The 24,679-nt window shown below is 47.2% G+C and carries 19 protein-coding genes; 10 read left to right on the top strand and 9 right to left on the bottom strand.

Going from position 1 to position 24,679, the window contains the following annotated elements; all coding sequences use genetic code 11:
- Positions 1-3: 3 nt before the first annotated feature.
- From ACDC99_RS00265 to ACDC99_RS00245, 5 genes are all read right to left on the bottom strand, one after another.
- Positions 4-294 carry a type II toxin-antitoxin system YafQ family toxin gene (locus tag ACDC99_RS00265; RefSeq protein WP_044065004.1) on the bottom strand — a complete coding sequence of 97 codons (291 nt, stop codon included), beginning with the start codon at positions 292-294 and terminating at the stop codon, positions 4-6.
- On the bottom strand, positions 291-518 hold the full coding sequence (locus tag ACDC99_RS00260) for a hypothetical protein (protein ID WP_022316067.1): 228 nt from the start codon (positions 516-518) through the stop codon (positions 291-293). The genes ACDC99_RS00265 and ACDC99_RS00260 overlap by 4 nt, the downstream gene beginning before the upstream one ends.
- 181 nt (positions 519-699) lie before the next feature.
- Positions 700-1,293, bottom strand: coding sequence for a hypothetical protein (locus ACDC99_RS00255; protein WP_370755291.1), 594 nt, complete (start codon positions 1,291-1,293; stop codon positions 700-702).
- A 54-nt stretch (positions 1,294-1,347) separates the two neighbouring features.
- On the bottom strand, positions 1,348-1,995 hold the full coding sequence (locus ACDC99_RS00250) for an outer membrane beta-barrel protein (RefSeq protein WP_370755289.1): 648 nt from the start codon (positions 1,993-1,995) through the stop codon (positions 1,348-1,350).
- Positions 1,995-2,126, bottom strand: a complete 132-nt coding sequence (locus tag ACDC99_RS00245) for a hypothetical protein (protein WP_278841189.1) — start codon at positions 2,124-2,126, stop codon at positions 1,995-1,997. Before ACDC99_RS00245 ends, ACDC99_RS00250 begins: the two co-directional genes overlap by 1 nt.
- A gap of 570 nt (positions 2,127-2,696) precedes the next feature.
- Between ACDC99_RS00245 and ACDC99_RS00240 the strand changes: the two genes are divergently transcribed.
- From ACDC99_RS00240 to ACDC99_RS00205, 8 genes are all read left to right on the top strand, one after another.
- Complete coding sequence (locus ACDC99_RS00240; protein ID WP_022315854.1) at positions 2,697-3,404, top strand: SIMPL domain-containing protein; 708 nt, start codon at positions 2,697-2,699, stop codon at positions 3,402-3,404.
- Positions 3,405-3,500: 96 nt separating this feature from the next.
- Entirely contained in the window at positions 3,501-4,073 is a 573-nt protein-coding gene (locus ACDC99_RS00235; protein WP_042519174.1) for a GNAT family N-acetyltransferase, read from the top strand.
- Between the two features lie 19 nt (positions 4,074-4,092).
- Positions 4,093-4,968, top strand: a complete 876-nt coding sequence (locus tag ACDC99_RS00230; RefSeq protein WP_370755286.1) for a helix-turn-helix transcriptional regulator — start codon at positions 4,093-4,095, stop codon at positions 4,966-4,968.
- 326 nt (positions 4,969-5,294) lie between these two features.
- Positions 5,295-6,977, top strand: a complete 1,683-nt coding sequence (locus ACDC99_RS00225; protein ID WP_370755284.1) for a SulP family inorganic anion transporter — start codon at positions 5,295-5,297, stop codon at positions 6,975-6,977.
- 1,496 nt (positions 6,978-8,473) lie between these two features.
- Complete coding sequence (locus ACDC99_RS00220; RefSeq protein ID WP_042519170.1) at positions 8,474-8,848, top strand: GxxExxY protein; 375 nt, start codon at positions 8,474-8,476, stop codon at positions 8,846-8,848.
- 1,740 nt (positions 8,849-10,588) lie between these two features.
- Positions 10,589-12,073: a rhamnulokinase gene (locus ACDC99_RS00215; RefSeq protein ID WP_278841771.1), complete on the top strand. Its 1,485-nt coding sequence runs from the start codon at positions 10,589-10,591 to the stop codon at positions 12,071-12,073.
- A 42-nt stretch (positions 12,074-12,115) separates the two neighbouring features.
- Positions 12,116-13,369: an L-rhamnose isomerase gene (locus ACDC99_RS00210; RefSeq protein WP_022316830.1), complete on the top strand. Its 1,254-nt coding sequence runs from the start codon at positions 12,116-12,118 to the stop codon at positions 13,367-13,369.
- Positions 13,370-13,466: 97 nt separating this feature from the next.
- Complete coding sequence (locus tag ACDC99_RS00205; RefSeq protein WP_278841774.1) at positions 13,467-14,501, top strand: L-rhamnose/proton symporter RhaT; 1,035 nt, start codon at positions 13,467-13,469, stop codon at positions 14,499-14,501.
- 98 nt (positions 14,502-14,599) lie between these two features.
- On the opposite strand, the gene ACDC99_RS00200 is transcribed toward ACDC99_RS00205, so the two are convergent.
- Positions 14,600-16,090: a glycoside hydrolase family 125 protein gene (locus ACDC99_RS00200; RefSeq protein WP_022316828.1), complete on the bottom strand. Its 1,491-nt coding sequence runs from the start codon at positions 16,088-16,090 to the stop codon at positions 14,600-14,602.
- Between the two features lie 88 nt (positions 16,091-16,178).
- The gene (locus ACDC99_RS00195) at positions 16,179-18,329 is read right to left on the bottom strand and encodes a GH92 family glycosyl hydrolase (protein WP_370755281.1); all 2,151 of its coding nucleotides are present in this window, start codon (positions 18,327-18,329) and stop codon (positions 16,179-16,181) included.
- Positions 18,330-18,728: 399 nt separating this feature from the next.
- On the opposite strand from ACDC99_RS00195, the gene ACDC99_RS00190 reads away from it, so the two are divergent.
- Both ACDC99_RS00190 and ACDC99_RS00185 read left to right on the top strand, forming a co-directional pair.
- Complete coding sequence (locus ACDC99_RS00190) at positions 18,729-20,036, top strand: helix-turn-helix domain-containing protein (protein WP_370755279.1); 1,308 nt, start codon at positions 18,729-18,731, stop codon at positions 20,034-20,036.
- A 1,259-nt stretch (positions 20,037-21,295) separates the two neighbouring features.
- Complete coding sequence (locus ACDC99_RS00185) at positions 21,296-22,195, top strand: diaminopimelate dehydrogenase (protein WP_370755277.1); 900 nt, start codon at positions 21,296-21,298, stop codon at positions 22,193-22,195.
- Positions 22,196-22,605: 410 nt separating this feature from the next.
- Here ACDC99_RS00185 and ACDC99_RS00180 read toward each other — a convergent pair whose 3' ends face one another.
- Positions 22,606-23,073 carry a hypothetical protein gene (locus ACDC99_RS00180; protein ID WP_022316824.1) on the bottom strand — a complete coding sequence of 156 codons (468 nt, stop codon included), beginning with the start codon at positions 23,071-23,073 and terminating at the stop codon, positions 22,606-22,608.
- A 129-nt stretch (positions 23,074-23,202) separates the two neighbouring features.
- Entirely contained in the window at positions 23,203-24,660 is a 1,458-nt protein-coding gene (locus ACDC99_RS00175) for a TrkH family potassium uptake protein (protein WP_370755275.1), read from the bottom strand.
- Positions 24,661-24,679 lie beyond the last annotated feature (19 nt).

Below are 24,679 nucleotides of genomic sequence, written 5' to 3'. Positions count from 1 at the left end.
ATATTATCTTCTTGTTTTGCCAAACACATCGGAATGTGTACCTGTTGTCAGCATCAAGAGAGTCAATTCATCATCATTCTGTTCCCAAACTAACAGCCAGTCTGGTTTAATATGCGCCTCCCATTCACCTTCATGGTTGCCATGAAGGATGTGTGGTTTATATTCTGATGGCAGGCTACCATTTTCTACCAATATGGCTATGGCCTTTCTTAGTTCTTCTATTGGATAGCCACGCTTTTTGCAAAGCTTTAAAGCCTTGTCAAATCTTTTGGTTGTACCAAACTTATACATCATTCCCCTAAAACAGTGTCAAACATTTCGTCAACAGAATTCCATTGGGTTACTCTACCTTGCGCCTTGTCCTCTTCGGCAAGTTCCAAATCTGTCTTCTTAGGTCTCAGAATAGAAATAGAACTAACACCATTCAACATTTTGATGGCGTTTTTCAGCTTTGTCAACATAGCAGGATCAGATACAGTTACCAAAAGCTGCGGTTCATTTATTACTGAAGTATTCATAATTACTCCTTATTTAAAATATACATTCCATTACATGACACCTTTTCTCGCCATGGCATAACTAGAGCAAACTCGGTTCTGCCCATTTGGTTTAACGAAAAAGGTTGATTTTTCATCAGCAAAAATACGTTTTATTTCTGAAACCACCAAGCAAAAACCAATAAACCCCATAACACAAGTATCATATCTCTTCCAGCAATGGCGAGAGATAGAACTTGGGGAAGTATTTCACCTCCTTGCCTTCCGCAAGATTTACGAGGATGTTGGCACAATAGCCGGCGGCTATGTATGCCCCGATGCCCTGTTGCGGGAAAGACTCCTTGGAATAATGCATGATGGCTTCATCCACCCAAGGCACAGGCATCTGCCAGAACATGCCGTACTGCGAGATATACTTGCCCAGTGAGCAACGGAAATCATCCGAACCTCTTTTCACTACTTCGCTGAATGGATAGCCTTTCGGTTTCTCTACAGCGAGAAAGGCAGCCTTGCCAAGATTGACGGCATGGATAACTGTGATGCCCTGCTCCTTACATTTCTCATCGAAAGCGAAAGAGACTTCGTTGTCGTGTAAGGTTGCATTCACCGCATACCGGATGCCCGACAAGTCGCATGCATCCACATCTTCCATCGTCAGCGTATCCTTTTCTATGCGATAGATATGAAATCTATCTTCCTGCCGAGAGCTTTCATGGAAGTCATGGTGCAAAGCACAGGAGGCTATCAAGCCTCCCATGTCTGCGCCACTAATCAACATTTTTATTGGATTGTTCATTTATAAAGAGATTTTTTGTCATTACACCATTACTGAATGCTACAGATGGACAAACTACATTCTGTTCTTCTGACTTTCTCCTGCTCCTGTACCCTTATATTTGCTTCTTGTAGTGTTGAATTTATACCTTACAGTAAGCGACACTTTGCTGGTTGACTGTATATCAACAATCATGTCCTTCATTTTGCCATAATGCGCACTCATGTGGATATCGTCTGTCCCAAACAAATCATAGATAAAGAGCTGGAACGACAAACGATCCTTCAAGAAAGCCTTATATACAGATACATTGGTACAAAATCTTGGCTTATACGAATATATATTTCTTCCATATCCTTTTGTGGTATACGACATCATCCACGTTAACATTGCCAACTTGGTGTTGAAGGTGTTGTTAAAGTTGAATACTGCCATAGGTTTGTTGGATATTTTGCCATCATGTGCATCCATATCAAGCCACTGTTTTGTCACAGATGCCGTAAATGAAGGATACCAAATGCCAAACGAAGGTCGCAAGTTGACGGAAGCTTCTACATGATTATATGCCTTTCCATTCACAGGCTTAAGCAGTCCTATTGCAGGATTGTCTTTGTAAGTCTCCACATTCGACATCATCGTATGCGAAGTATGGCTGTAGGTCATATCGAAAATCAACCATTTGTAAGCCAACTCGTAGTTAAGATTTTTGCTTATCTCAGACACTAAGAATGGATTTCCTGTTTCATACGTGTAGCGGTTGTCATACTGAATACCTTACCGGTGATATTCTGCGCCATCATCGGAGTCATAGCCGAGAGGCACAACGCTGTGGTAAAAATTACTTTTCCCTTCATATTGCTAATGCTTTGATTGCTTCATTTATTTTTCTGCTGCAAAAGTATAATTTGAATGAAAAAAGCCTTTGACACAAAAGTGTATTTCAGAGATGGGTGGCTGAAAAATTACACTTTTGTGTATGTGAAAACAAAAATCCATGCATGAGCCCATTTGAAAAAGTCATTTTACGAAAACGTCCTATTGATTGTTATAAGTTACAAAGACCAAATTTGATCTGGACTTTTTCAAGTGGGCTCAATATATTATAAAACCATAGCATCTATTATCAGTTGTTTATCAATACTATACACTCTAAACGGTAGAAAAGTGACTGTGTGGATTCTATATAGATACGAAATAGGCAAAATTTAACGCTTTTAACTTTCCATGTAATTGATGTTACAAGGCTTTAGATGGCGATGTCACACTTTTTATACTTTTATATATAGCAATAGCCGTCTGGGACTTAAAGCTTGTGAAAAACTTTTAAATCGCTTGTGGGTGCCAGTATATTTCATATCTTTGCCAAATGACAACATATAGGAGACACGCCAAACCAATATAAACTAAATAACGGAGGAAAAATCATGAATGTAAACACAGGTATCAAGCAAGCACTGATCTTAGCCATCGGCATCATCGTGCTCGGATTTTTTGTAGACTCAGGACTTAAGAGTCTGGCTGGCAAAGACCGCAAAGTGGTAGTGAAAGGACTGGCAGAGAAGGAGGTGGAGGCAGACAAAGTGACATGGCCTATCCTATCCAAGGAGTTGGGCGACGACCTGCCGGAACTATACCAGAAGATCAACGCCACGACAAATAAAATACGCAAATTCCTGATTGCCAACGGAGTGAAAGACAACGAGATAATCGTGAACGCACCTGTGGTGATCGACCTCAACGCCGAACGATATGGCGCCAACCAACAGCCCTACCGCTACAACATCACATCCATCATCACCGTAACTTCAAAAAACGTGAATCTCGTGCGCAGCATAATCTCCCGACAGGGCGACCTGCTGAAGCAGGGCGTCGCCATCGTTGACGGCGGCTACGAGAACCCGGTGAAATACGAATATGTGGCATTCCGCCAACTGAAACCGAAGATGATGCAGGAAGCTATAGAGAACGCTAAAGTGACCGCCGAGCAGTTTGCCAAAAACAGCGACAGCAAGATAGACAAGATAATGAATGCCGACCAGGGACAGTTCTCAATCGAAGACCGCGACTCCAACACCCCATACATCAAGAAAGTGAGGGTGGTGACCACAGTGACATACTCGCTGAAAGACTGACCGGCTGCTGAATTATGCCGCTAATCTTGCATTTTATCATTTAATTTGCTAATTTTGCCCATCATTCCCATTAACATCACAATTTTAGCAACGACTATGAAAATACAGACAGCGACAAAGAGCCAGGCTCCAATCATCTCGCAACTCATTATGACGGCAATGACAGACGATTGTTGCCAGTATTTCGCCGGCGAACACCATACGCTTGCCGACTTCCGCTCCATGATGACATCGCTCGTGGAAAGGGAAGACTCCCAGTACAGCTATCTGAACACCCTCGTTGCCATCGACGACGACGGCGACGTGATGGGAGCCATAGTGGGCTACGACGGCGGAAAGCTGCATGAGCTGCGACAGGCATTCATCAACGCTGCCAAGGAATGCTTCGGCAGAGACTTCAGCCGGATGGACGACGAGACGCAAGCCGGAGAGGTGTATCTCGACAGCCTCGCCGTGATGCCCGACCACCGCGGCAAAGGCATCGCCACATCACTGCTGCGGGCAATGATAGAGAAAGCGGCAAAGGAGGGACACCCTGCCGTGGGACTGCTCGTGGACAAAGGCAACCCTAACGCCGAGAGACTGTATCTGCACGTGGGATTCGAATATGCCAACGATTCCTCGTGGGGCGGACATCCGATGCGCCACCTCGTATACAGGATAGATTAAAGAACCAAAGACACATATCATGCAGGAAAGCAAATACCTCGTGGCAAACGAGAGAGATGCGCTGTGGGGACTCACGGTGAGCACCGTGGGCTACGACAAACTCAACCCCGGCGACCCATACCCCACCAGAGGCCACGCCGGAGGATACTACTTCGACGTGACAAGGGGACGGACGCTCGACGAATACCAGATGCTCTACCTGCTCGACGGAGAGGGCGTGTTCTGTTCCGACCACGTGAAAGACCATCCGATAAAGGCTGGCGACATCTTCCTGCTCTTCCCCAACGAATGGCACACATACCATCCGCTCGCCTCCTCCCGATGGGAGAGCTACTGGATAGGCTACAGAGGAAAGAACATGGACGACAGAGTGGGACACGGATTCCTGTCGCCCGAAAAACCGGTATACCACGTGGGTTACTGTCCTGAGATAATAAGCCTCTACGAGTCTGCCATGCAGGTGGCAAAGCGCGAGGAGGCATACTCGCAGCAGTCGCTCGCCGGCATCGTGAACAATCTCATCGGCACGATGTATGCCAGAGAGCGCAACATCATCCTGAGCCGCGACCAGGACAAGGTGGACATCATAAACAAGGCTCGTCTCATGATACGCGAGAGACTGGAAAGCCGCATCACCATACAGGAGATAGCAGACCAGCTGGGAATGGGATATTCCAACTTCCGCAAGCTGTTCAAGGAGTTCACGGGCATCTCGCCGGCTCTCTACCAACAGGAGCTACGACTGCAGAGGGCACGCGAACTGCTCTCCTCTACGCCGATAAGCATCAAAGAGATAGCCTACAGGCTGAACTTCGATTCGCCCGACTATTTCTCAAGCAAGTTCAAGGCGAAAGTGGGATGCAAACCAAGCGAATACAGAGAAAAGATGGGATAAAAATTAGGATTTGTTAATATTTTGTCGTACCTTTGCGGCATGATTTACACACACAAGGAGCAGTTCTACACTAAACCCAAATCGGTCATTAGGCCGTTTAATGTATTTTTTTTACAACTGCTTGCAGTCTTTTGTTTTTTATAAGGCGACTTTTGCTCGTTTTTAATGAGCAATAGCCCGCTATTACTCATTAAAAGCCAAACAAAATCCAAGCAAGCCCTAATGACCGATTAGGGTTAAAAGTTGACGGACTGCTCCATTTTCGTTTCCTTAATTCTATTAATACGCATTAATAAATACAAATATATTCAGAATAACAATTATCGATGAACAGTAAATTAGATTTCAAGCCGCAGCTCTTCACCACACTGAGGAACTACAACAAGAAGACCCTCATGGCCGACGTCATGGCGGGCATCATCGTGGGCATCGTGGCATTGCCACTTGCCATCGCCTTCGGTATCGCATCCGGAGTGACACCAGAGAAGGGTATCATCACCGCTATCGTGGCGGGATTCATCATCTCGCTGCTCGGAGGCAGCAAGGTGCAGATTGGCGGACCTACGGGTGCCTTCATCATCATCATCTATGGCATCATCCAGCAGTATGGCTTCGAGGGGCTCACCATTGCCACTCTGATGGCAGGTGCCTTCCTCATCCTCTTCGGAGTGCTGCATCTGGGCACCATCATCAAGTTCATCCCCTACCCCATCGTAGTGGGATTCACCAGCGGTATCGCCGTCACGATTTTCACCACGCAGATAAAAGACCTCTTCGGACTGAGCATCGACAAGGTGCCAAGCGACTTCATAGAGAAGTGGTGGTGCTACATCTGCAACTTCGGAACCATAGACTGGTGGTGTGCGGCAGTGGGAATACTCAGCGTTGTGGTGATTGCCGTCACGCCTAAGTTCAGCAAGAAGATTCCGGGATCGCTCGTGGCAATCATCGTGATGACCGTGGCAGTTCTGCTCCTCAAGCAGTTTGCCGGAGTGACGAGCATCGAGACCATCGGCGACCGCTTCTCCGTGAGCAACGCCATCCCCGAAGCCCACATGCCTACAATAACATGGGACACGATAAAGGAACTGGTGCAACCGGCACTGACCATCGCCGTGCTCGGCGCCATAGAGTCGCTGCTCTCGGCAACTGTTGCCGACGGTGTTATCGGCGACCACCACAACTCCAACACCGAGCTGATAGCACAGGGTGTGGCAAACCTCGCCTCGCCTATCTTCGGCGGCATACCGGCAACGGGAGCCATCGCCCGCACGATGACCAACATCAACAACGGCGGAAAATCACCCATCGCCGGCATCATCCATGCCGTGGTGCTGCTGCTCATATTCCTGTTCTTCATGCCATTGGCAAAATATATCCCTATGGCATGTCTTGCCGGAGTGCTCGTGATAGTGTCATACGGTATGTGCGGATGGCGTTCGTTCCTCTCGCTGATGAAGAATCCCAAGAGCGACGTCACCGTGCTTCTCATCACCTTCTTCCTCACCATCATCTTCGACCTCACCGTGGCTATCGAGGTCGGCCTCATCATAGCCTGTCTGCTCTTCATGAAGCGTGTGTCTGAGGTGACCGACGTGAAGTTGATAGAGAACGAAATCAATGAGGAGAGCGACATGATAAAGGGCAACCTGGAGCATCTCACCATTCCGGAGGGAGTGGAAGTGTATGAAATCAACGGTCCATTCTTCTTCGGTGCCGGCAACCGTTTCGAGGAAGTCATGGCAGCGTTCGGCGACCGCCCCAAGGTGCGCATCATAAGGATGCGTAAGGTACCGTTCGTTGACTCCACGGGTATCCACAACCTCACCAACCTCTGCGAAATGAGTCACAAGGATGGTATACAGGTGGTTCTCTCAGGTGTGAACCCTCATGTACACGCCGCCCTCGGCAAAGCAGGTTTCTACGAATCTGTCGGCGAAGAGAACATCTGCAGCCACATCAAGATTGCTCTGGACAGAGCTAAGGAGATTGTGGGAGAAAAGAAATAAGGAAACTGAAATCAGAAATAAGGATAAATAAATCTGTGAGTGCTTAGTGTCCATCAGCCTGCGGCGATGGACACTGGTCTAAAATAAAAACACGGATTGCACGGAACACCACGGATTAATCATCACGGATTATTTTAGACTTATATTTTTGGATTTTATCTTGGATTTTCGTGGATTTGCGAGTGCTTGGGCACTCCCTTTTCCTGAAAGCATACGATAACATTCTATCGAGTACATCACCCTATCATACACCCAAAAGGAAGTGCCCAAGCACTTGCAAATCCTGCTGAATCCAAACCAAAATCCAAATCTCACTGACGAAATATCATCAAAAATGAATCCGTGAAAAGACTAATCCGTGTAAAGTCAGTGCTATCCGTGTTTCATTTTTTGATTTGTGGCCCTGCCGAAGGCTGGAGACACAACGGCAACACGGAATAAATAAATCTGTGAGTGCTTAGTGTCCATCAGCCTACGGCGATGGACACTGGTCTAAAATAAAAACACGGATTGCACGGAACACCACGGATTAATCATCACGGATTATTTTAGACTTATATTTTTGGATTTTATCTTGGATTTGCGTGGATTTGCGAGTGCTTGGGCACTCCCTTTTCCTGAAAGCATACGATAACATTCTATCGAGTACATCACCCTATCATACACCCAAAAGGAAGTGCCCAAGCACTTGCAAATCCTGCTAAATCCAAACCAAAATCCAAATCTCACTGACGAAATATCATCAAAAATGAATCCGTGAAAAGACTAATCCGTGTAAAGTCAGTGCTATCCGTGTTTCATTTTTTGATTTGTGTCCCTGCCGAAGGCTGGAGACACAACGGCAACACGGAATAAATATATCTGTGAGTGCTTAGTGTCCATCAGCTTGCGGCGATGGACACTGGTCTAAAATAAAAACACGGATTGCACGGAACACCACGGATTAATCATCACGGATTATTTTAGACTTATATTTTTGGATTTTATCTTGGATTTTCGTGGATTTGCGAGTGCTTGGGCACTCCCTTTTCCTGAAAGCATACGATAACATTCTATCGAGTACATCACCCTATCATACACCCAAAAGGAAGTGCCCAAGCACTTGCAAATCCTGCTAAATCCAAACCAAAATCCAAATCTCACTGACGAAATATCATCAAAAATGAATCCGTGAAAAGACTAATCCGTGTAAAGTCAGTGCTATCCGTGTTTCATTTTTTGATTTGTGGCCCTGCCGAAGGCTGGAGACACAACGGCAACACGGAATAAATATATCTGTGAGTGCTTAGTGTCCATCAGCCTGCGGCGATGGACACTGGTCTAAAATAAAAACACGGATTGCACGGAACACCACGGATTAATCATCACGGATTATTTTAGACTTATATATTGGACTTTATCTTGGATTTTCGTGGATTCGCGAGCATAAATGCTCCCTTTTTCCGAATAATTAGTTACCTTTGCCTAAAGCATCCTTAATTCAAAACTAATCTGTTATGCTACTATACGAAGACCTTACATTCCAAATAAGAAAAGCGATATTCAATGTCTATAACTATTGGGGACCAGGACTTTTAGAGACTATATATGAAAAGTCATTGATGATAGAACTTGAAACTATGGGACTGAAAGTCGAATGTCAAAAACACATCCCTGTTGTATATAGAGGAAAGGATATAGAATGTGACTACAGATTGGATTTACTGGTTGAAGACAAGGTGATAATTGAATTGAAGGCGGTTGAAAACCTGCAGCCCATCCATAAGATGCAACTTTCTACGTATCTGAAAATTACCGGTAAACGCCTTGGCATCCTTGTAAATTTCAATACTTCTGATATTATACACAGCATCGTACGTATAGCAAACTAAGAGGAAGTGCTCCAGCACTTGCAAATCCAACTGAATCCAGACCAAAATCCAAATCTCACTGACGAAATATCATCAAAAAATGAATCCGTGAAAAGACTAATCCGTATAAAGTCAGTGCTATCCGTGTTTCATTTTTTGATTTGTGGCCCTGCCGAAGGCTGGAGACACAACGGCAACACGGAATAAATATATCTGTGAGTGCTTAGTGTCCATCAGCCTACGGCGATGGACACTGGTCTAAAATAAAAACACGGATTGCACGGAACACCACGGATTAATCATCACGGATTATTTTAGACTTATATTTTTGGATTTTATCTTGGATTTTCGTGGATTTGCGAGTGCTTGGGCACTCCCTTTTCCTGAAAGCATACGATAACATTCTATCGAGTACATCACCCTATCATACACCCAAAAGGAAGTGCCCAAGCACTTGCAAATCCTGCTAAATCCAAACCAAAATCCAAATCTCACTGACGAAATATCATCAAAAAATGAATCCGTGAAAAGACTAATCCGTATAAAGTCAGTGCTATCCGTGTTTCATTTTTTGATTTGTGGCCCTGCCGAAGGCCAGGGACACAACGGCAACACGGAAAAAATTATATCTGTGATAATATAGTGTCCATACGCCTGCGGTGATGGACAAAAATTTAAACACAGATTTAACGGAGAACACGGATTTGGCTTTTTCACTGATTTTTTATTTGGTAAATGGTTGTTGGATTTCTATCAGGATTTTCGTGGATTCTCGAGTGCTTGGGCACTCCCTTTTCCCTAACTGATGATTCGGCTGATGATTTTTAGACAGAAACCGGGATAAGCCACGAAGTTAATGATGGAGATAAAAGAAAGGAATATTACATAGAAAATCAACATCAGCCCTCACCTAACCTCCCCCGTAGGGGAGGGACAGATACACCTGTTGCTTGATAGTTGTCAATGGCTTGTCTGATTCAGAGTAACCTGCATCTCACTGTCTTTGACAGAATCAGAGTAACTTGTTCCTTCCCTTGGGGAAGGTTAGGATGGGTTTGAGAACGAGAGGGGGCTGAAGTTCATTGGCAGAAGGGAACATCCTATAACCACAATACATCGCAAGGCATATCAAAAAAGGAAGTGCACAGCACTCATTTTCTTCTAAAGAAGTGTCATAGTATCATTCTCCGTCTATCCAGAGCATTTAAAATACTACAAGCCAACAGGTTAAAGCAATGATACTTTTCTGAATGTTTTACATAAAAGTATCATTGATATATCACAGATGTATCATGCCGTTTTGCACCACCTGAAATCCCCCCACACCGTGGGGAATGAAACCCCACATTAGGGGGTTCTGTTCCCCACGGTGTGGGGGGGATTTTCGAGCCTATGGTTTACCCTTAAGGAGTGGCGCATTACGAATACGCAAATCTTATTCTTGCAATTACCAAAAGTTTCAGATTAAATCGCAAATAATCGGGTTTTGCAAACACCAAAAACAAGTATCTTTGCATAAGATAAGCTACGGTTCGGGATAAGAAATGAATACATTCATTTCATTCTCCTCTCGCCTTGCAATATCTTTGCAGAAAATAGGCTACATCTCAGCATAGCGTCCAAGCAAGCTTGACGCTCTGCATTCGATTTGCACTATCTTTGCCCTCACAAAACCACCTATGCCGAAAACCTGTCACGACATGGCTGCCGGCATCACGAACCTACTAATTCAAACTGACCGAAAATAACATAATCAAACAAATGGACAACAACAAATATTTCTTTGCCGTGGACCTGGGTGCCACAAGCGGAAGGACTATCATCGGAACACTTGCCGAAGGCAAAGTGCAACTGGAGGAACTCACACGGTTTGACAACTCGCTGATTGAAACGGGAGGTCACTTCTATTGGGACATCTTCGCACTATACAACGAAATCATCAAGGGACTGAAACTCGTGGCTAAGCGACAGCTGCCGATAACGAGCATCGGTATCGACACCTGGGGAGTGGACTTCGTGTGCATAGGAGAAGACAACGCCATACTGCGCAACCCTATCGCCTACCGCGACCCATTCACTTTCGAGGCTATGGACGAATATTTCAGCAAATGCGTAGACAAGAAGCGTGTGTATGAAACTACGGGAATCCAATTCATGAACTTCAACTCTCTCTTCCAGCTATATGCCATGAGAAGGGAGAACAATGTGGCGCTCGCCAATGCGAAGAAGATTCTCTTCGTGCCCGACGCCCTGTCGTGGATGCTCACAGGAAAGGCTGTCTGCGAATACACCATCGCTTCGACAAGCCAGATGCTGAATCCACGCACAAAAGACCTCGAACCGGAACTGCTCAAGAGCGTGGGACTGACAAGGGAGAAGTTTGGAATGATGGTGAACCCGGGCACGTGTATAGGCACGCTTACAAAGGAGGTGCAGAAGATGACGGGACTGGGAGCGATACCTGTGATTGCCGTGGCAGGACACGACACGGGAAGCGCCGTGGCTGCCGTGCCGGCAAAGAACGAACAGTTTGCCTATCTCAGTTCGGGAACATGGAGTCTGATGGGAATTGAGACTAAAGACGCAATCATAAACGAGGTGTCGTATGAAAGAAACTTCACCAACGAGGGCGGCATAGAGGGCACCACACGATTCCTGAAGAACATCTGCGGAATGTGGCTGCTGGAGAGATGCCGCAAGGAATGGGGAGAGGACGCTCCCCGCGACTACGCCATACTGACCGCTGAGGCAATGGCTACGAAACCGTTCCAGAGCATCATAAACCCTGACGACAAGATGTTTGCCAACCCTGCCGACATGCAGGAAGCGATAAAGGAATACTGCCGGGAAACGGGACAGCACGTGCCGGAGGGCTACGCCGAGACATGCCGCTGCATATTCGAGAGTCTCGCACTGAGATACCGCGAGGTGTTCGGATACCTCAGAGAGATGGCGGCGTTCCCTGTCAACACCCTGCATATCATTGGCGGAGGATCGCTGAACAGGCAGCTCAACCAGTTTACGGCAAATGCCACGGGAGTGGAGGTGCTCGCCGGACCGCAGGAATGCACCGCTCTGGGCAACATCATGATACAGGCGAAGGCGGCAGGCGAAGTGAACGACATTTTCGACATGCGCAGCATCATTGCCGACAGCGTGGTGATGAACCGCTTCGTGCCTGAAGACAAGGAGCTTTGGGACGAGGCTTACGGGAAATATCTGGAAATAAAGAAGAGGAAAGGTTAATGAGGAAACTAAAAAAACAACAACTATAAAAACCTAAAGAATATGAAAACAGAACAAATCACAAAAGCCTATGAAATGGCAAAAGAGCGCTATGCCGCTCTGGGTGTAGATACCGACAAGGCTATCGAAACTCTCGAAAACACTCCTATATCCCTGCATTGCTGGCAGGCTGACGACGTGGTCGGCTTCGAGCGCAACGTGGCAGCTTCCGGCGGTATTCAGACTACTGGAAACTATCCTGGAAAGGCACGCAACATAGACGAGCTGCGTCAGGACATTGAGAAGGTGGACTCGCTGCTGGCGGGTAAGTTCCGTCTGAACCTGCATGAGACTTACGGCGAGTTCGGAGGAAAATTCGTTGACCGCGACGAAGTGGGAGTGGAACACTTCGAAGGATGGATGCAGTGGGCGAAGGAGCACAATATGAAGCTCGACTTCAACTCCACATCATTCTCGCATCCTAAGAGCGGCAGCCTGACGCTCGCCAATCCTGACAAGGAGATACGCGACTTCTGGATTGAGCACACAAAGCGTTGCCGCCGTATCGCCGACGCTATGGGTAAATTTCAGAACGACCCTTGTATCATGAATATATGGGTGCACGACGGAAGCAAGGACCTCACCGTGAACAAGCTGCGCTACCGCGAAATCCTCAAGCAGAGCCTCGACGAGATATTGGCTGAAGACCTGCCGGGAATGAAGTCGTGTCTGGAAGCAAAGCTGTTCGGTATCGGACTGGAGGCTTATACCGTGGGCTCAAACTATTTCTATACCGGCTACTGCGCCAAGAACAACGTGATGTATACTCTCGACACCGGCCACTACGAACCGACAGAGAACGTCTCTGACGCCATCTCAGCATTGCTGCTCTACGTGCCGGAGCTGATGCTCCACGTGTCGCGCCCTATGCACTGGGATTCTGACCACGTGACACTCTTCGACGACAACACCCGCAACCTCTTCTCTGAGATTGTACGCGCCAACGCTCTCGACCGCGCCCATATCGGTCTCGACTATTTCGACGCATCTATAAACCGCATCGGAGCATACATCATCGGAGTGCGCGCTGCCCAGAAGTCGCTGCTCTCGGCTCTGCTCGAACCAACGGCAACTCTGCGTCAGTATGAGGACGAGGGCAAACTGTTCCAGCGTCTGGCTCTGCTCGAAGAGGCAAAGACCCTGCCTTTCGGAGCCGTTTACGACTACTTCAACATGAAGAACAGCGTGCCTGTGGGCGAGGAGTATTTCGCCGACGTGGAAAAATACGAGAATGAGGTGCTCGCAAAGAGAAACTAAGAGAACAGATTTTCGATATCAAACAATAATATAGCCGGAGCACCAAGGGGAACAACCGATTCCCGTGGCGCTCCGGCTTTGTCACAAACAGGATATTATGGAAATTATCATCGGACTTCTCATCATTGCCATCGGCGCATTCTGCCAGTCGAGCTGCTATGTGCCGATAAACAAGATAAAGAGCTGGAGCTGGGAGTCGTATTGGCTGGTGCAGGGCATTTTCGCATGGATAGTGTTCCCGCTGATGGGAGCGCTGCTCGCCGTGCCGGAAGGTCACTCGATAACGGAACTGATTGTCAACGGAAGCAGCTTCGATATATGGATGACGGTGCTGTTCGGAGCACTATGGGGAGTGGGCGGACTGACTTTCGGACTCTCGATGCGCTATCTCGGAGTGGCGCTCGGACAGAGCATCGCCCTCGGAACATGTGCCGGACTGGGAACCATCATGGGACCCGTGCTCCTGAACATCTTCTTCCCCGAAGAGGATGCGCTGAGCAGACTGACCTTCGCCGTGATTCTGGGCGTGGTGGTGACGCTGGCTGGCATCGCCATAATCGGCGTGGCAGGCTCTATGAAGGCGGCATCGCTATCTGAAGAGGAAAAGAAGGCAGCGGTGAAGGACTTCAACTTTCCGAAGGGACTCGCCATAGCCCTGCTCGCCGGATTCATGAGCGGATGCTTCAACGTGGGACTGGAATTCGGAAAGGGGATAAACTTCGGCGACCTCACTCCCGACATGTATAAGACGCTGCCTGCCACATTGCTCGTCACACTGGGAGGATTCATCACTAACGCTGCATACTGCTTCTTCCAGAATGCGAAGAACAAGACATGGGGCGACTATTCCAAGAGTGGGGTGCTGGCAAACAACATCGTGTTCTGTGCGCTGGCTGGCGCATTGTGGTATAGCCAGTTCTTCGGTCTGTCGCTGGGCAAGGGATTCCTGACCGCATCCGACACGCTGATGACTCTCTCCTTCTGCATACTGATGGCGCTCAACGTGGTGTTCTCTAACGTGTGGGGAATCATACTGAAGGAATGGAAAGGGTGCTCGCAGAAGACCATCGTAGTGCTGATAGTCGGCATCGTGGTGCTCATCATCTCTTCGTTTCTGCCGCAATTGGTATAAACCTTAGGGGCTAAAAGCAATCGGTCATCAAGGCTTGCGAAGAAGTGCAAGCCTTGATGACCGATTTTTATTGATCAATTTCTTATGAGAGTTGGGGGTTAAAGACTATTGAGCAAGTCTGCCTTTCCGTCGTTGATGAGCTTTATCACGAGCTCTCCGAAGAGGGTGTTCTGCCATGCGAACCAGGCGCGGGTGTAGCGTGAGGCGTCGTCTTTGTGGAACGACTCATGGATGAAGCCCGTGCCGGCATCGGTCTGAAGCAGCGTCTGCATACACCAGCGTATCTCTTCGTCGTCTTTCGCCGTGAAACATTTCATCATGACAGACATCGGCCATGGCATGTCGTAGCCGATATGCGGACCGCCGATGCCTGCTCCTGCCTTGCCGCTGAAGAAGCAGGGGTTGTCGTCGCTCCACACAAAGCGGCGGGTGTTCTGATATACAGGGTCATCGATGTCTACATCGCCCATATATCCCATACCGAGGAGCGACGGCACATTGGCATCGTCCATCAGGAGACGGTTGCCGAAACCGTCCACCTCATAAGCGTATATCTTGCCGTATTTCGGATGGTCGTAAACGGCATATTTCTGCAGGGCTGCCTTCACTTCGGCTGCCAGTTCGCTGCATCTCTTTGCCATCAGGAGGATTTCCGTCTTTCGGCTGCCATACGCCTTGCCTGCACAATGGTGCAGGATCTCAGCTGCCTTGTTCATAGAAGACACCGCCATGAAGTTTGACGGCACGAGGAACGGCAGGATGGTGGCATCGTCTGACGGACGGAACATGGAGGCTATCAGCCCTACCGGTTTCACCGGCGCCCCATAGCCGTCCCATCCCAGGGTGTCGAAGGCGCGGTCGGTCATACGGGTAAACGTGTATGGACCACGGTTCTCCTTACGCTGCTGCTCGATGAAGGTGGCGAGGATATTGTCTATCGCCCTCAGCCAGTCTTCGCCGAAGATACTGTCGTCGCCGGTCACCTTCCAATATTCGTAGGCAAGGCGGATGGGATAGCAGAATGAGTCTATCTCGTATTTGCGTTCAAACACTTCGGGGGGCATCTCCGTGTTGTCCTTATGCCAGCCGGCTCCCGTAGGCCCGTCGTTATAGGCATTGGCGTAGCGGTCGATGTTTATACACTTCATCTGTCGGAGTATGACGCCACGAAGCATCTTCTTCAGATTGTCGTCCTTATTGGCAAGGGCGACATAGGGCCACACCTGGGCTCCTGAATCGCGGAGCCACATCGCCGGGATGTCGCCGGTATACACGAAGGTGTCGTCGTCGCCATTGGGGAGCACACGATAATGAACGGTGCTCTCAAGGGTATTGGGGAAGCAGTTGGCAAACATCCATGCCAACTTGGGATTCTTCTTCAGGATTTTCTGAACCTCGCGGATTTTCTTCTCGACGGCGGTTGAGGTGAAGAGGCGCTCGTCAACGGGCGGACGCTTCGATTCATATTTTCCTTTGACTGGAGCAACCACCTTGGTATAGCGTGAGTGCACGTCGACGGTGGCGTTCTCTTGTGCCGTCATCGTGGCTGTGGCTGCGAGGAGGGCTATGGTAAACAGGGTCTGTTTCATGATTGTGGTATTATTCTTGTTTTGAAATTGTTTGCGTGATAAGGATTATCTCCCAAAGGCAATCAGGCTGTCTGATTACCGGTTGGGGCTATGGACGGTCGGCAGACTTTGTTCCCCATGCCGATGGCTTGTTGCCCATCTGCAGTTCGAGCACTCCGCCTTTACGGATGTCATCGTATAGGATATATGACTTGGTGTATCGCTTGCCGTTGAGCTTGGCTGACTGCACATAGATATTCTCCTTGCTGTTGTCTGTGGCTACAATGGTGAATGTCTTGTCGCCGGAGACTTGCATCGTGGCTTTGTTGAAGAGCGGCGAACCGATGATGTATCTGCCGCCGGCGGGCTCCACCTGATAGAGGCCCATGGATGACAGGATATACCATGCTGACATCTGTCCCACGTCTTCGTTGCCACACAGACCGTCGGGGTCGTCACGATACAGCTCCGTCATGCTCTGGCGCAGCAGACGGGCTCCTTTCCATGGCTGACCCACATAGTTATACAAATACAGCACATGATGGCTCGGCTCGTTGCCATGGGCATACTGTCCGATGAGTCCGGTGATGTCGGGAGATGCGCCGGCTCCGAGATCTCCGGTCACGATGAAGAGTGAGTCGAGTTTCTGGGTGAAACGCCGTTCGCTGCCGAAGAGCTTCACAAGTCCGTGCACATCATGGGGTACAAGCCATGTATACTGCCATGCGTTGCCCTCGGTATAGTCGTCCTGACGATGGTCGGCGGAGAAGGGATTGAATGGTTCACGGAACTTGCCGTCGGTACCGATGCCGCGCATGAAGGTGGTTTCGGGATCGAAATACTTGCGGTAGCTCATGGCGCGGCCGCCGAAATATTTCGCATCGGCTTTCTTTCCCAAGAGGCGTGCCACCTTTGCCACACACCAGTCGGCAAGGGCATATTCCAATCCCTTGGCTACGGTCTCCCTGTTGGCGTCTTTGTCGTAGGGCAGATAACCGTATTTCTTCAGCAGGTCAAGTCCGCGCTCATCTTTCAGAGCTGACTGCTTCATGGCTTCGTAGGCTCCTTCTTTGTCGGCTACATATCCTTTCAGCACCAGGTCGGCAAGCACGGGAATTGCCGGATTGCCCACCATACAGTCTGTCTCATTGCCCATCAGATGCCATACGGGGAGTTTGCCCTGCTGACGGTAGATGTTGACGAACGTCTTGGCTATGTCGGGCAGCATGTCGGTGTGTATCAGCGTCATAAGAGGATGGGCTGCCCGATATGTGTCCCAAAGGGAGAGAGTGGTATAGTTGGTGAAATCACCCTGATGCACCTCGCCGTCGGCACCGCGATACTGGCCGTTGACATCCGAGAATACCGAAGGAGCTGTCATGGTGTGATACATGGCAGTATAGAAAATGCGACGATACGTGGCATCGGCGGTTTCTATCCTGACCTTTGAGAGTTCGTCGTTCCATGCCTTGTCGGCATCTGCCACTACCTTGCGGAAATCCCATCCGGGAATCTCTTTATGCAGGTTTTCCGCCGCATTGTCGACGCTGACGGCAGACATGCCAACCTTTATCATCAATGGCTGGGAAACATCGGCTGCCGTCAGGAGCCATCTGCCGCTGTCAAGTGGTTCTACGCTGACTGTCTGGGAGAATTCCGCAGAGAAGAACACCTTCTGGTTCTTTGCCCAACCTGTGGAATGACGATGGCCGGAGATTGTCGTATCAGTGATGCGGTCGAGGGCATAGTCTGCAGGCTTGTCGTATCCTATACCTTGATGAAGGTCGAGAACAAGCTGTGCTTTCGCCATGTCAGCACCGAAGGTATAGCGGTGGAAACCGGCACGCCGGGTGGCTGTCAACTCTACCCACACATTGGGCCGCTCGAGTTTCAGGGCGTAATAGCCGGGGCGCACGCTCTCATTGCTGTGATGGAAGACTATCTCTTCCTGACCGGCATCAGCGACGGGAAGGAAAGCCACATCGCCAAGATCGCCTACGCCGGTGCCGCTAAGATGCTGATGACCGAAACCTATCAGCACAGAATCGGAGTCGTGGTAGCCGGAACACCAGTCCCAACCGCGGGTGTGCTCTGTGGGACCGAGCTGGACATAACCGAAGGGCACGTTGGCACCAAGAAATACATGTCCGTGTCCGCCGGTGCCGATTCGGGGATTCACGTATTGTGTGAGATTGTCTTGTGCGAAACCGCAAAAAAATGCACCTATCGCAAGCAATAAGGTAAAGATTGAATGCTTCATATTATATATTAAGGTGTGTTTCCAAAGACTGCCCGAAACGGGTCGTCGGATAATATTCGGTATAAAAGTATGAATAAATCACGACACGGACAAGAATTTCGACGAATAATCAATAAAAGTGAAGCAAAAAAGCATGCCAAGTGAGGGAAGAAAAAGAAATTGCGTACCAAGTTATTATTTTACCGTCACTAACCAAAGGAATCAAAACCAGAACAAGCCTTGACTAAAGACTGGGAAGATGTGACAAATGAAGGGGGAATGCGACAACAAGGATGAGAAAAAAAAGGGAAAAAGAGCAGAAAGAAGAAAAGAATTTGTATTTTTGTACTTGAAATTGAATCATGCTTTGAAGCAAGACAAAAGCGAGACTTATACCTTAAACAGTAAAACTTGGCTGATATGGAAATGATTTTAACTCCAACATTCAATATGTTGGGCTATACGGCATACGTGATAAGCAGCACGGCATTCATCATATTGGGTATATTCCTGATGTCGCTGAGAGTGATGGAAAAGGAAATGACCGCCTGCTACAAATCACCAAGGGCTTGTATCGCATGGACGGCAATTGTCATTGGCGTGCTTCAGATGTGCAATGCCACATTGATAGCAAAAGGTATCGACTATGACGTGTTGACATCATTCGCCTACCCTCTGACATACTATATCCAACTGTATCTGCTGACAACATCTATTCTGACAATGACCATTGCAGACCAGAAGAAGGTAGACATGAAAAACATGACCTGCCTGCCGATTGTGGCATTGACACTGATTTACCTTGTATATTTCATCGTGAACAGAGAAACGGAGTTCAATATCGGATCTTATGAACTGTTCACCAATACTCTCCCTGCCAAGATAATAAAATACATTCTGCTTGTAGCCATATTCTCTATCTACCTGGTATACTCCGCAATGATATACTTCGAAATAAGAAGGTTTAGAGATAGTGTGGAAAAGGACGAAGAGCTCAGCAAACGCATCAGGACGAAGCCGATGATAAAGATTGCCAAGATGACCATTGCATACGTAACGATTTTAGGTTGTGTAATATTCTTCGAGGCAATAACCGGGAAACACCTTAGCAACAATGCGAATATAGTATTCGTGTTGGTCCATACAGCTATATTCGTATCAAATGGTGGCATCATAGTGAACATATCGCTGAGATATATGAAAGAAACTGGTTATCTTGAAGCTAAAAGGAATGCAGAAAACACAAGACTAAAGGCTATAAGCATAAAGGATATAGAAAACCTATTGTTGAAGAATGCAGCGAACGAGGATAGTACAACAAACGAAATAATCCATTCGCATGCAAGAAAAACGAGTAAGGAAGATAAGAAGAAGGAGCCTGAGGCAATAGAAGCCACAGTGAGAAGCTGGATGAGACTACCGTCAAAGCCATACTGCCGTGAGGGACTGGCACTGAGAGAAGCCGCTGCTGAAATGGGAATCGACCAACGGTTGCTGAGCGGCTTCATAAACAATATGTATAGAATGAACTTCAATGCATGGATAAACATGCTGCGCATAGAGGAAGTGAAGCGGTTGATAAGTCAAAGACCGGAAATGACTCTGGTAGATATAGCTGCCCATACTGGTTTTACGGACTCTTCTGCCATGTCAAAGGTATTCAAGAAGGCTGAAAGCATAACGCCGTCGCAATACAAGCAGGAGCATAAGAGGCGCAGAAGAAAATAATTCACTTTGTACACTCATCTGAAACGGCTATCAGACCGTGGGGGGGGGAATATTCGTTATATACGAAAATCCATCTTTCAGACACGACAAAGCAACAGAAACCAAGGACACAAAACCATTTTTCAAGCAATCTCATAAATATTAGTGTAACATATTTATTAATCATTCAAAAACGATTAAGCCAAAATGTTACAATGTTACATATCACATATCTGCCTTAAATTCAAGCATTTCCCAATATCTCACCCTCAAATGTCAGCCAGAGGTTCAAAGAAACATTTGTATCAAATCAACAAAATATTACATCGGATGCGACACATTAGTAAATTTATATCATATTTTTACTAACTCGAATTAATTCCCTTTTATTACCTTTGCAGCGCAATCAAATAAATGATGCATTGAAGAGACAATAAATATCTCCTTGAAATATTAAATATGTAAGAACAATAAAGAATAGGGGCTCCGCATCAACAGAACGATGTGGGGCACTATTAAAAAAAAGAAGAAGATAAAGGCAATAAGCAAGAACAAAAGCAAGCAAGAAAGCAAAAAGGAGAGATGACAATATAGAATAAGACAACTTTGATTAAGTCAAATAATAAAATATATAGATTCAATCATCATTTTTAAATTGTCAAAAGCTGAACTTCACTAAAGCAATATCTACAGTGTTTAGGACTAAAGCAAAAAAACAAGAAAGTATAAAAGAATTAAGATAAAAATACAATTATCAAGATAAAGAAACCGTTTGTCCAAAATGTATGGAGGCCCCGAAAACACGGAGCATCTGAAGAATTGTGGATGGAATGGTTGAAAAGATTTAGCATATAGGAATTTATTAATGTAGCATGAAATAAATATAGCAAAACACAAAAAGCAAAGAATTGTACCAAAAATAAATAAGTCTTCAAAGACGTCTGTGTATAGCCGCAGGGATGCACCTATACACAGCAACGTCTTTTTTTATGCCATAATATTTCCAGGCACATACCACCTTTTTAGTTTCTTTATGACAAGAATATGATGATATTCCGACAAAAAGGCGTATTTTTGTAGTCGGAACGAACAAATGTACGTTCAGCGCATACAAGAAGAGCATCTCACAAATGCATATTCATATTACATGGCAATCAATAAAGACAAAACTTTCAAGAAAGAATAACAATCAAGAAAGAATAAAACTCAAGAAAGAATAAAACTATAAATAAAAGAAAACAGCAATCAAGAAAGACAAAACCATTAAACAACAACATAAAATGAAGAAAATTAGAGCAGCCGTAGTGGGCTACGGCAACATCGGACATTATTCTGTACAGGCTCTCGAAGCAGCAACGGATTTCGAAATAGCCGGTATCGTAAGACGCAACGGCGCAGAGAACAAGCCTGCAGAACTGGCAGAATATGAGGTAGTTAAGGACATTACAGAACTTAAGGACGTTGATGTGGCAATTCTCGCCACTCCATCGCGTAGCTGCGAGGAATATGCCAAGAAGATTCTCGCCCTCGGCATCAATACCGTTGACAGTTTTGATATACACACGGGCATCGTGGACTATCGCGCCACTCTCATGCCAATCTGCAAGGAGCACAATGCAGTTGCTGTCATCTCTGCCGGTTGGGATCCAGGTTCTGACTCTATCGTACGCACTCTGATGCAGAGTCTGGCACCTAAAGGATTGTCATACACCAACTTCGGACCAGGAATGTCGATGGGCCACAGCGTCTGCGTACGTTCAAAGGCAGGTGTGAAGAACGCTCTGTCGGTTACCATTCCAAAGGGTGAAGGTCTGCACCGTCGTATGGTGTATGCGGAACTTGAAGAGGGAGCGAAACTGGAGGATGTTGCAAAGGCAGTGAAGGAAGATCCATATTTCGCCAACGACGAGACACATGTGTTTGCCGTAGACTCAGTAGACGAAGTACGCGATATGGGCCATGGTGTAAACCTCGTGCGCAAAGGTGTGAGCGGCAAGACCCAGAACCAGCGCATGGAGTTCAACATGAGCATCAACAACCCTGCATTGACTGGTCAGGTGCTCGTCAACGTAGCCCGTGCTTCTGTTCGCCAGCAGCCTGGTTGCTACACGATGGTGGAGATTCCTGTAATCGACATGCTTGCCGGTTCACGCGAAGACCTCATCAAACACTTGGTATAAGGTTTAACCCAAATCGGTCATTAGGGCCGTTTGGGTATGGTATTATTGATTTTTACAAAGCGCCCCACACCGCGATACTTATGCGATGTGGGGCGCTTTGTTTTTGATATTTTGTTTCGCTATGGTTTCTTACTCTATTAAACCCAAAGCGGTCATTAGGGCTTGCTTGTATTTTGCTTTTTAGAAGAGTGGATTTTGTTTGGCTTTTAATGAGTAATAGCGAGCTATTGCGAATTAAAAACAGGCAAAAGACACCTTATAAAAAGCAAAAGACTGCAAGCAGTTGTAAAATATGACATTAAACGGTCTAATGACCGTTTTGGGTTAAAGTAACGTCCTGACTGCTACTAACCGTAATCGGTCATCAGGCTGATTAGGGATTGGTCAACCGACTATAGAACAGCAATTAGTCATTTCTTCTCAACGGCCTTGCGCTGAATGAGTCTGAAAGCGATACCATACATATTGTCACCGCAAGTGACATGTATAAACTTCACGCGATTCTTCTCAAAATCTCTATAAGGCTGTGCGTTGAATACGATACGACGGTATCCTTCGCCATCGTTCACCACCTTTGCCGTGAACCATCCGCCCTCTGTAACATTCTTGGTGTCAGCCAGTTTGCCGTTTTCCACACTCTTCACGTTAGTTTCCTTTGTCTTTCCCTTGTCGTCGGTAGTCTTGTCGTTTATCTGCACGATATTGAGTTCCTTGGCGTTTTTCACCGTTACGGAAGCCTCTCCACCTTCAGCATTGATGTAGACATCAGTGTTGTTGGGGTCGAGCACCGGCAACACCTTTGAATCATCATCATCATCACTACATGCCGTAAACGCTACAGCGCAAAGGGCAAAAAGCATAAACAGGTATTTCTTCATTTCTCTTTTCGTTTTGTTATTTGTTATTATTAAGATTGACAAGTTTCCTTATGCTATCATAACTCCAAAAGCATCAAAACATTGCATCCCCCTCTACCGGAAAACGCATGTTTTCTTTCATATCATGGGTTATCTGTCCTTCCAGAAACCACGGGTGAACAGCACTACGACGCTGAATATCTCCAGTCGGCCCATCAGCATCAGCACGGAACAAATCCACTTGCCCACGGCAGGCAGGATATTCCACGACGCGGTAGGTCCGATTTCCAGTCCCAGCGTCGGTCCCACGTTGCTCGCACAACTCATGGCGATAGTGATGGAGTTTGTGCTGTCCACTCCCATACATATCAGACAGAAGTATGCAAAGATACACAACGCCATATACAGGGCGAAGAACACGAGCAGCGTGACCTGTGCCGAACTGCTCACCAAATTGCCGTTCACCCTCACCGGCAATACTGCCTTTGGATGAAGGATACGACGAAGTTCGTTGCGCACCACCTTGAACAATATCACGCCTCTGACACTCTTGAAACCACCGCTCGTACTGCCGGCACATGCTCCGATGAACATACAGATGCTGAGGATGACCCACGTGATATGCGGCCATTTGCCGGCATCGTCGTTGGAGACTCCCGTTGTGGTGATGAACGACACCACCTGGAACAACGCGCTTCTGAGGGCATTCGCCATGTCATAACCGTTGAAGCGTATCAGGAAATACATTATTCCCATCGTGGCAAGCGACACCACGAGCACATAGAGCTTGAATTCCGAATTCTGGAACAGCGACAGGAACTTACGCTTGAAGAAGGTAAGATACAAGAGCGTGAAGTTTGTTCCAGACAGGAACATGAAGGCTATTGTGGTATAATCGATGAATGCCGAGTGGAAATGTCCGGTACTGTCATTATAGGGTGCGAAGCCCCCCGTCGCAGTAATACTCATAGAGTAGTTGGTACAGTCAAAGAGGTTCATTCCTCCCAGATACAGACACACGGAGCAACTCAATGTCAGCAACAGATATACGAGCCATATCGACTTTGCGCTCGACGATATTCGCGGGTGCACCTTGCTCTTTATCGGTCCGGTAGACTCCGCTGCAAACACCCTTATGCTTCCGCCCACGAGCGACGGCAGGATGGCGATGGTGAAGAACGCTATTCCCAATCCACCGATCCATTGCGTCATCGACCGCCAGAAGAGCAGTCCATGCGGCAGAGCCTCAACATCATCGATGATGGTGGCTCCCGTAGTGGTAAATCCCGACATCGTCTCGAAGAAGGCGTCGGTATAGTCTGAGATATATCCACTGATAGTGAACGGGAATGCTCCGAAGAAGCTGAAAAGCGCCCATGTCAGCGTGACGAGCAGATAGGCGTCACGGCGGTTCATACTGTTTTCCGCCATGCGACCCTTGTATTTCAGCATAAAGCCAGACCCCACGATGATGGCAATGGATATGGCAAACGCCATGGCATCGTCTTCTCTATAAAACAGGGCCATGGCGAGACACAGCGACATCAGCAATGCCTCAAGGAAGAGGAGCTGTCCCAATATCTTATATATAAGCTTGAAATTCAGCATTTCTTTATATGATTCATAT

The sequence above is a fragment of the Prevotella pectinovora genome (assembly GCF_041323955.1).
GTDB lineage: Bacteria > Bacteroidota > Bacteroidia > Bacteroidales > Bacteroidaceae > Prevotella > Prevotella pectinovora.
Note: the sequence above shows the minus strand (reverse complement) of the source record. Positions and strands in the feature narration are given on the sequence as shown.

What these genes read in the sequence shown, in the direction of transcription:
- ACDC99_RS00210 (WP_022316830.1), top strand. Translation starts at nt 12,116, where the DNA reads ATGAAAACAGAACAAATCACAAAAGCCTATGAAATGGCAAAAGAGCGC.
- ACDC99_RS00235 (WP_042519174.1), top strand. Translation starts at nt 3,501, where the DNA reads ATGAAAATACAGACAGCGACAAAGAGCCAGGCTCCAATCATCTCGCAA.
- ACDC99_RS00185 (WP_370755277.1), top strand. Translation starts at nt 21,296, where the DNA reads ATGAAGAAAATTAGAGCAGCCGTAGTGGGCTACGGCAACATCGGACAT.
- ACDC99_RS00180 (WP_022316824.1), bottom strand. Translation starts at nt 23,073, where the DNA reads ATGAAGAAATACCTGTTTATGCTTTTTGCCCTTTGCGCTGTAGCGTTT.
- ACDC99_RS00260 (WP_022316067.1), bottom strand. Translation starts at nt 518, where the DNA reads ATGAATACTTCAGTAATAAATGAACCGCAGCTTTTGGTAACTGTATCT.
- ACDC99_RS00245 (WP_278841189.1), bottom strand. Translation starts at nt 2,126, where the DNA reads ATGAAGGGAAAAGTAATTTTTACCACAGCGTTGTGCCTCTCGGCTATG.
- ACDC99_RS00175 (WP_370755275.1), bottom strand. Translation starts at nt 24,660, where the DNA reads ATGCTGAATTTCAAGCTTATATATAAGATATTGGGACAGCTCCTCTTC.
- ACDC99_RS00205 (WP_278841774.1), top strand. Translation starts at nt 13,467, where the DNA reads ATGGAAATTATCATCGGACTTCTCATCATTGCCATCGGCGCATTCTGC.
- ACDC99_RS00195 (WP_370755281.1), bottom strand. Translation starts at nt 18,329, where the DNA reads ATGAAGCATTCAATCTTTACCTTATTGCTTGCGATAGGTGCATTTTTT.
- ACDC99_RS00265 (WP_044065004.1), bottom strand. Translation starts at nt 294, where the DNA reads ATGATGTATAAGTTTGGTACAACCAAAAGATTTGACAAGGCTTTAAAG.
- ACDC99_RS00225 (WP_370755284.1), top strand. Translation starts at nt 5,295, where the DNA reads ATGAACAGTAAATTAGATTTCAAGCCGCAGCTCTTCACCACACTGAGG.
- ACDC99_RS00200 (WP_022316828.1), bottom strand. Translation starts at nt 16,090, where the DNA reads ATGAAACAGACCCTGTTTACCATAGCCCTCCTCGCAGCCACAGCCACG.
- ACDC99_RS00240 (WP_022315854.1), top strand. Translation starts at nt 2,697, where the DNA reads ATGAATGTAAACACAGGTATCAAGCAAGCACTGATCTTAGCCATCGGC.
- ACDC99_RS00190 (WP_370755279.1), top strand. Translation starts at nt 18,729, where the DNA reads ATGGAAATGATTTTAACTCCAACATTCAATATGTTGGGCTATACGGCA.
- ACDC99_RS00230 (WP_370755286.1), top strand. Translation starts at nt 4,093, where the DNA reads ATGCAGGAAAGCAAATACCTCGTGGCAAACGAGAGAGATGCGCTGTGG.
- ACDC99_RS00220 (WP_042519170.1), top strand. Translation starts at nt 8,474, where the DNA reads ATGCTACTATACGAAGACCTTACATTCCAAATAAGAAAAGCGATATTC.
- ACDC99_RS00215 (WP_278841771.1), top strand. Translation starts at nt 10,589, where the DNA reads ATGGACAACAACAAATATTTCTTTGCCGTGGACCTGGGTGCCACAAGC.
- ACDC99_RS00255 (WP_370755291.1), bottom strand. Translation starts at nt 1,293, where the DNA reads ATGAACAATCCAATAAAAATGTTGATTAGTGGCGCAGACATGGGAGGC.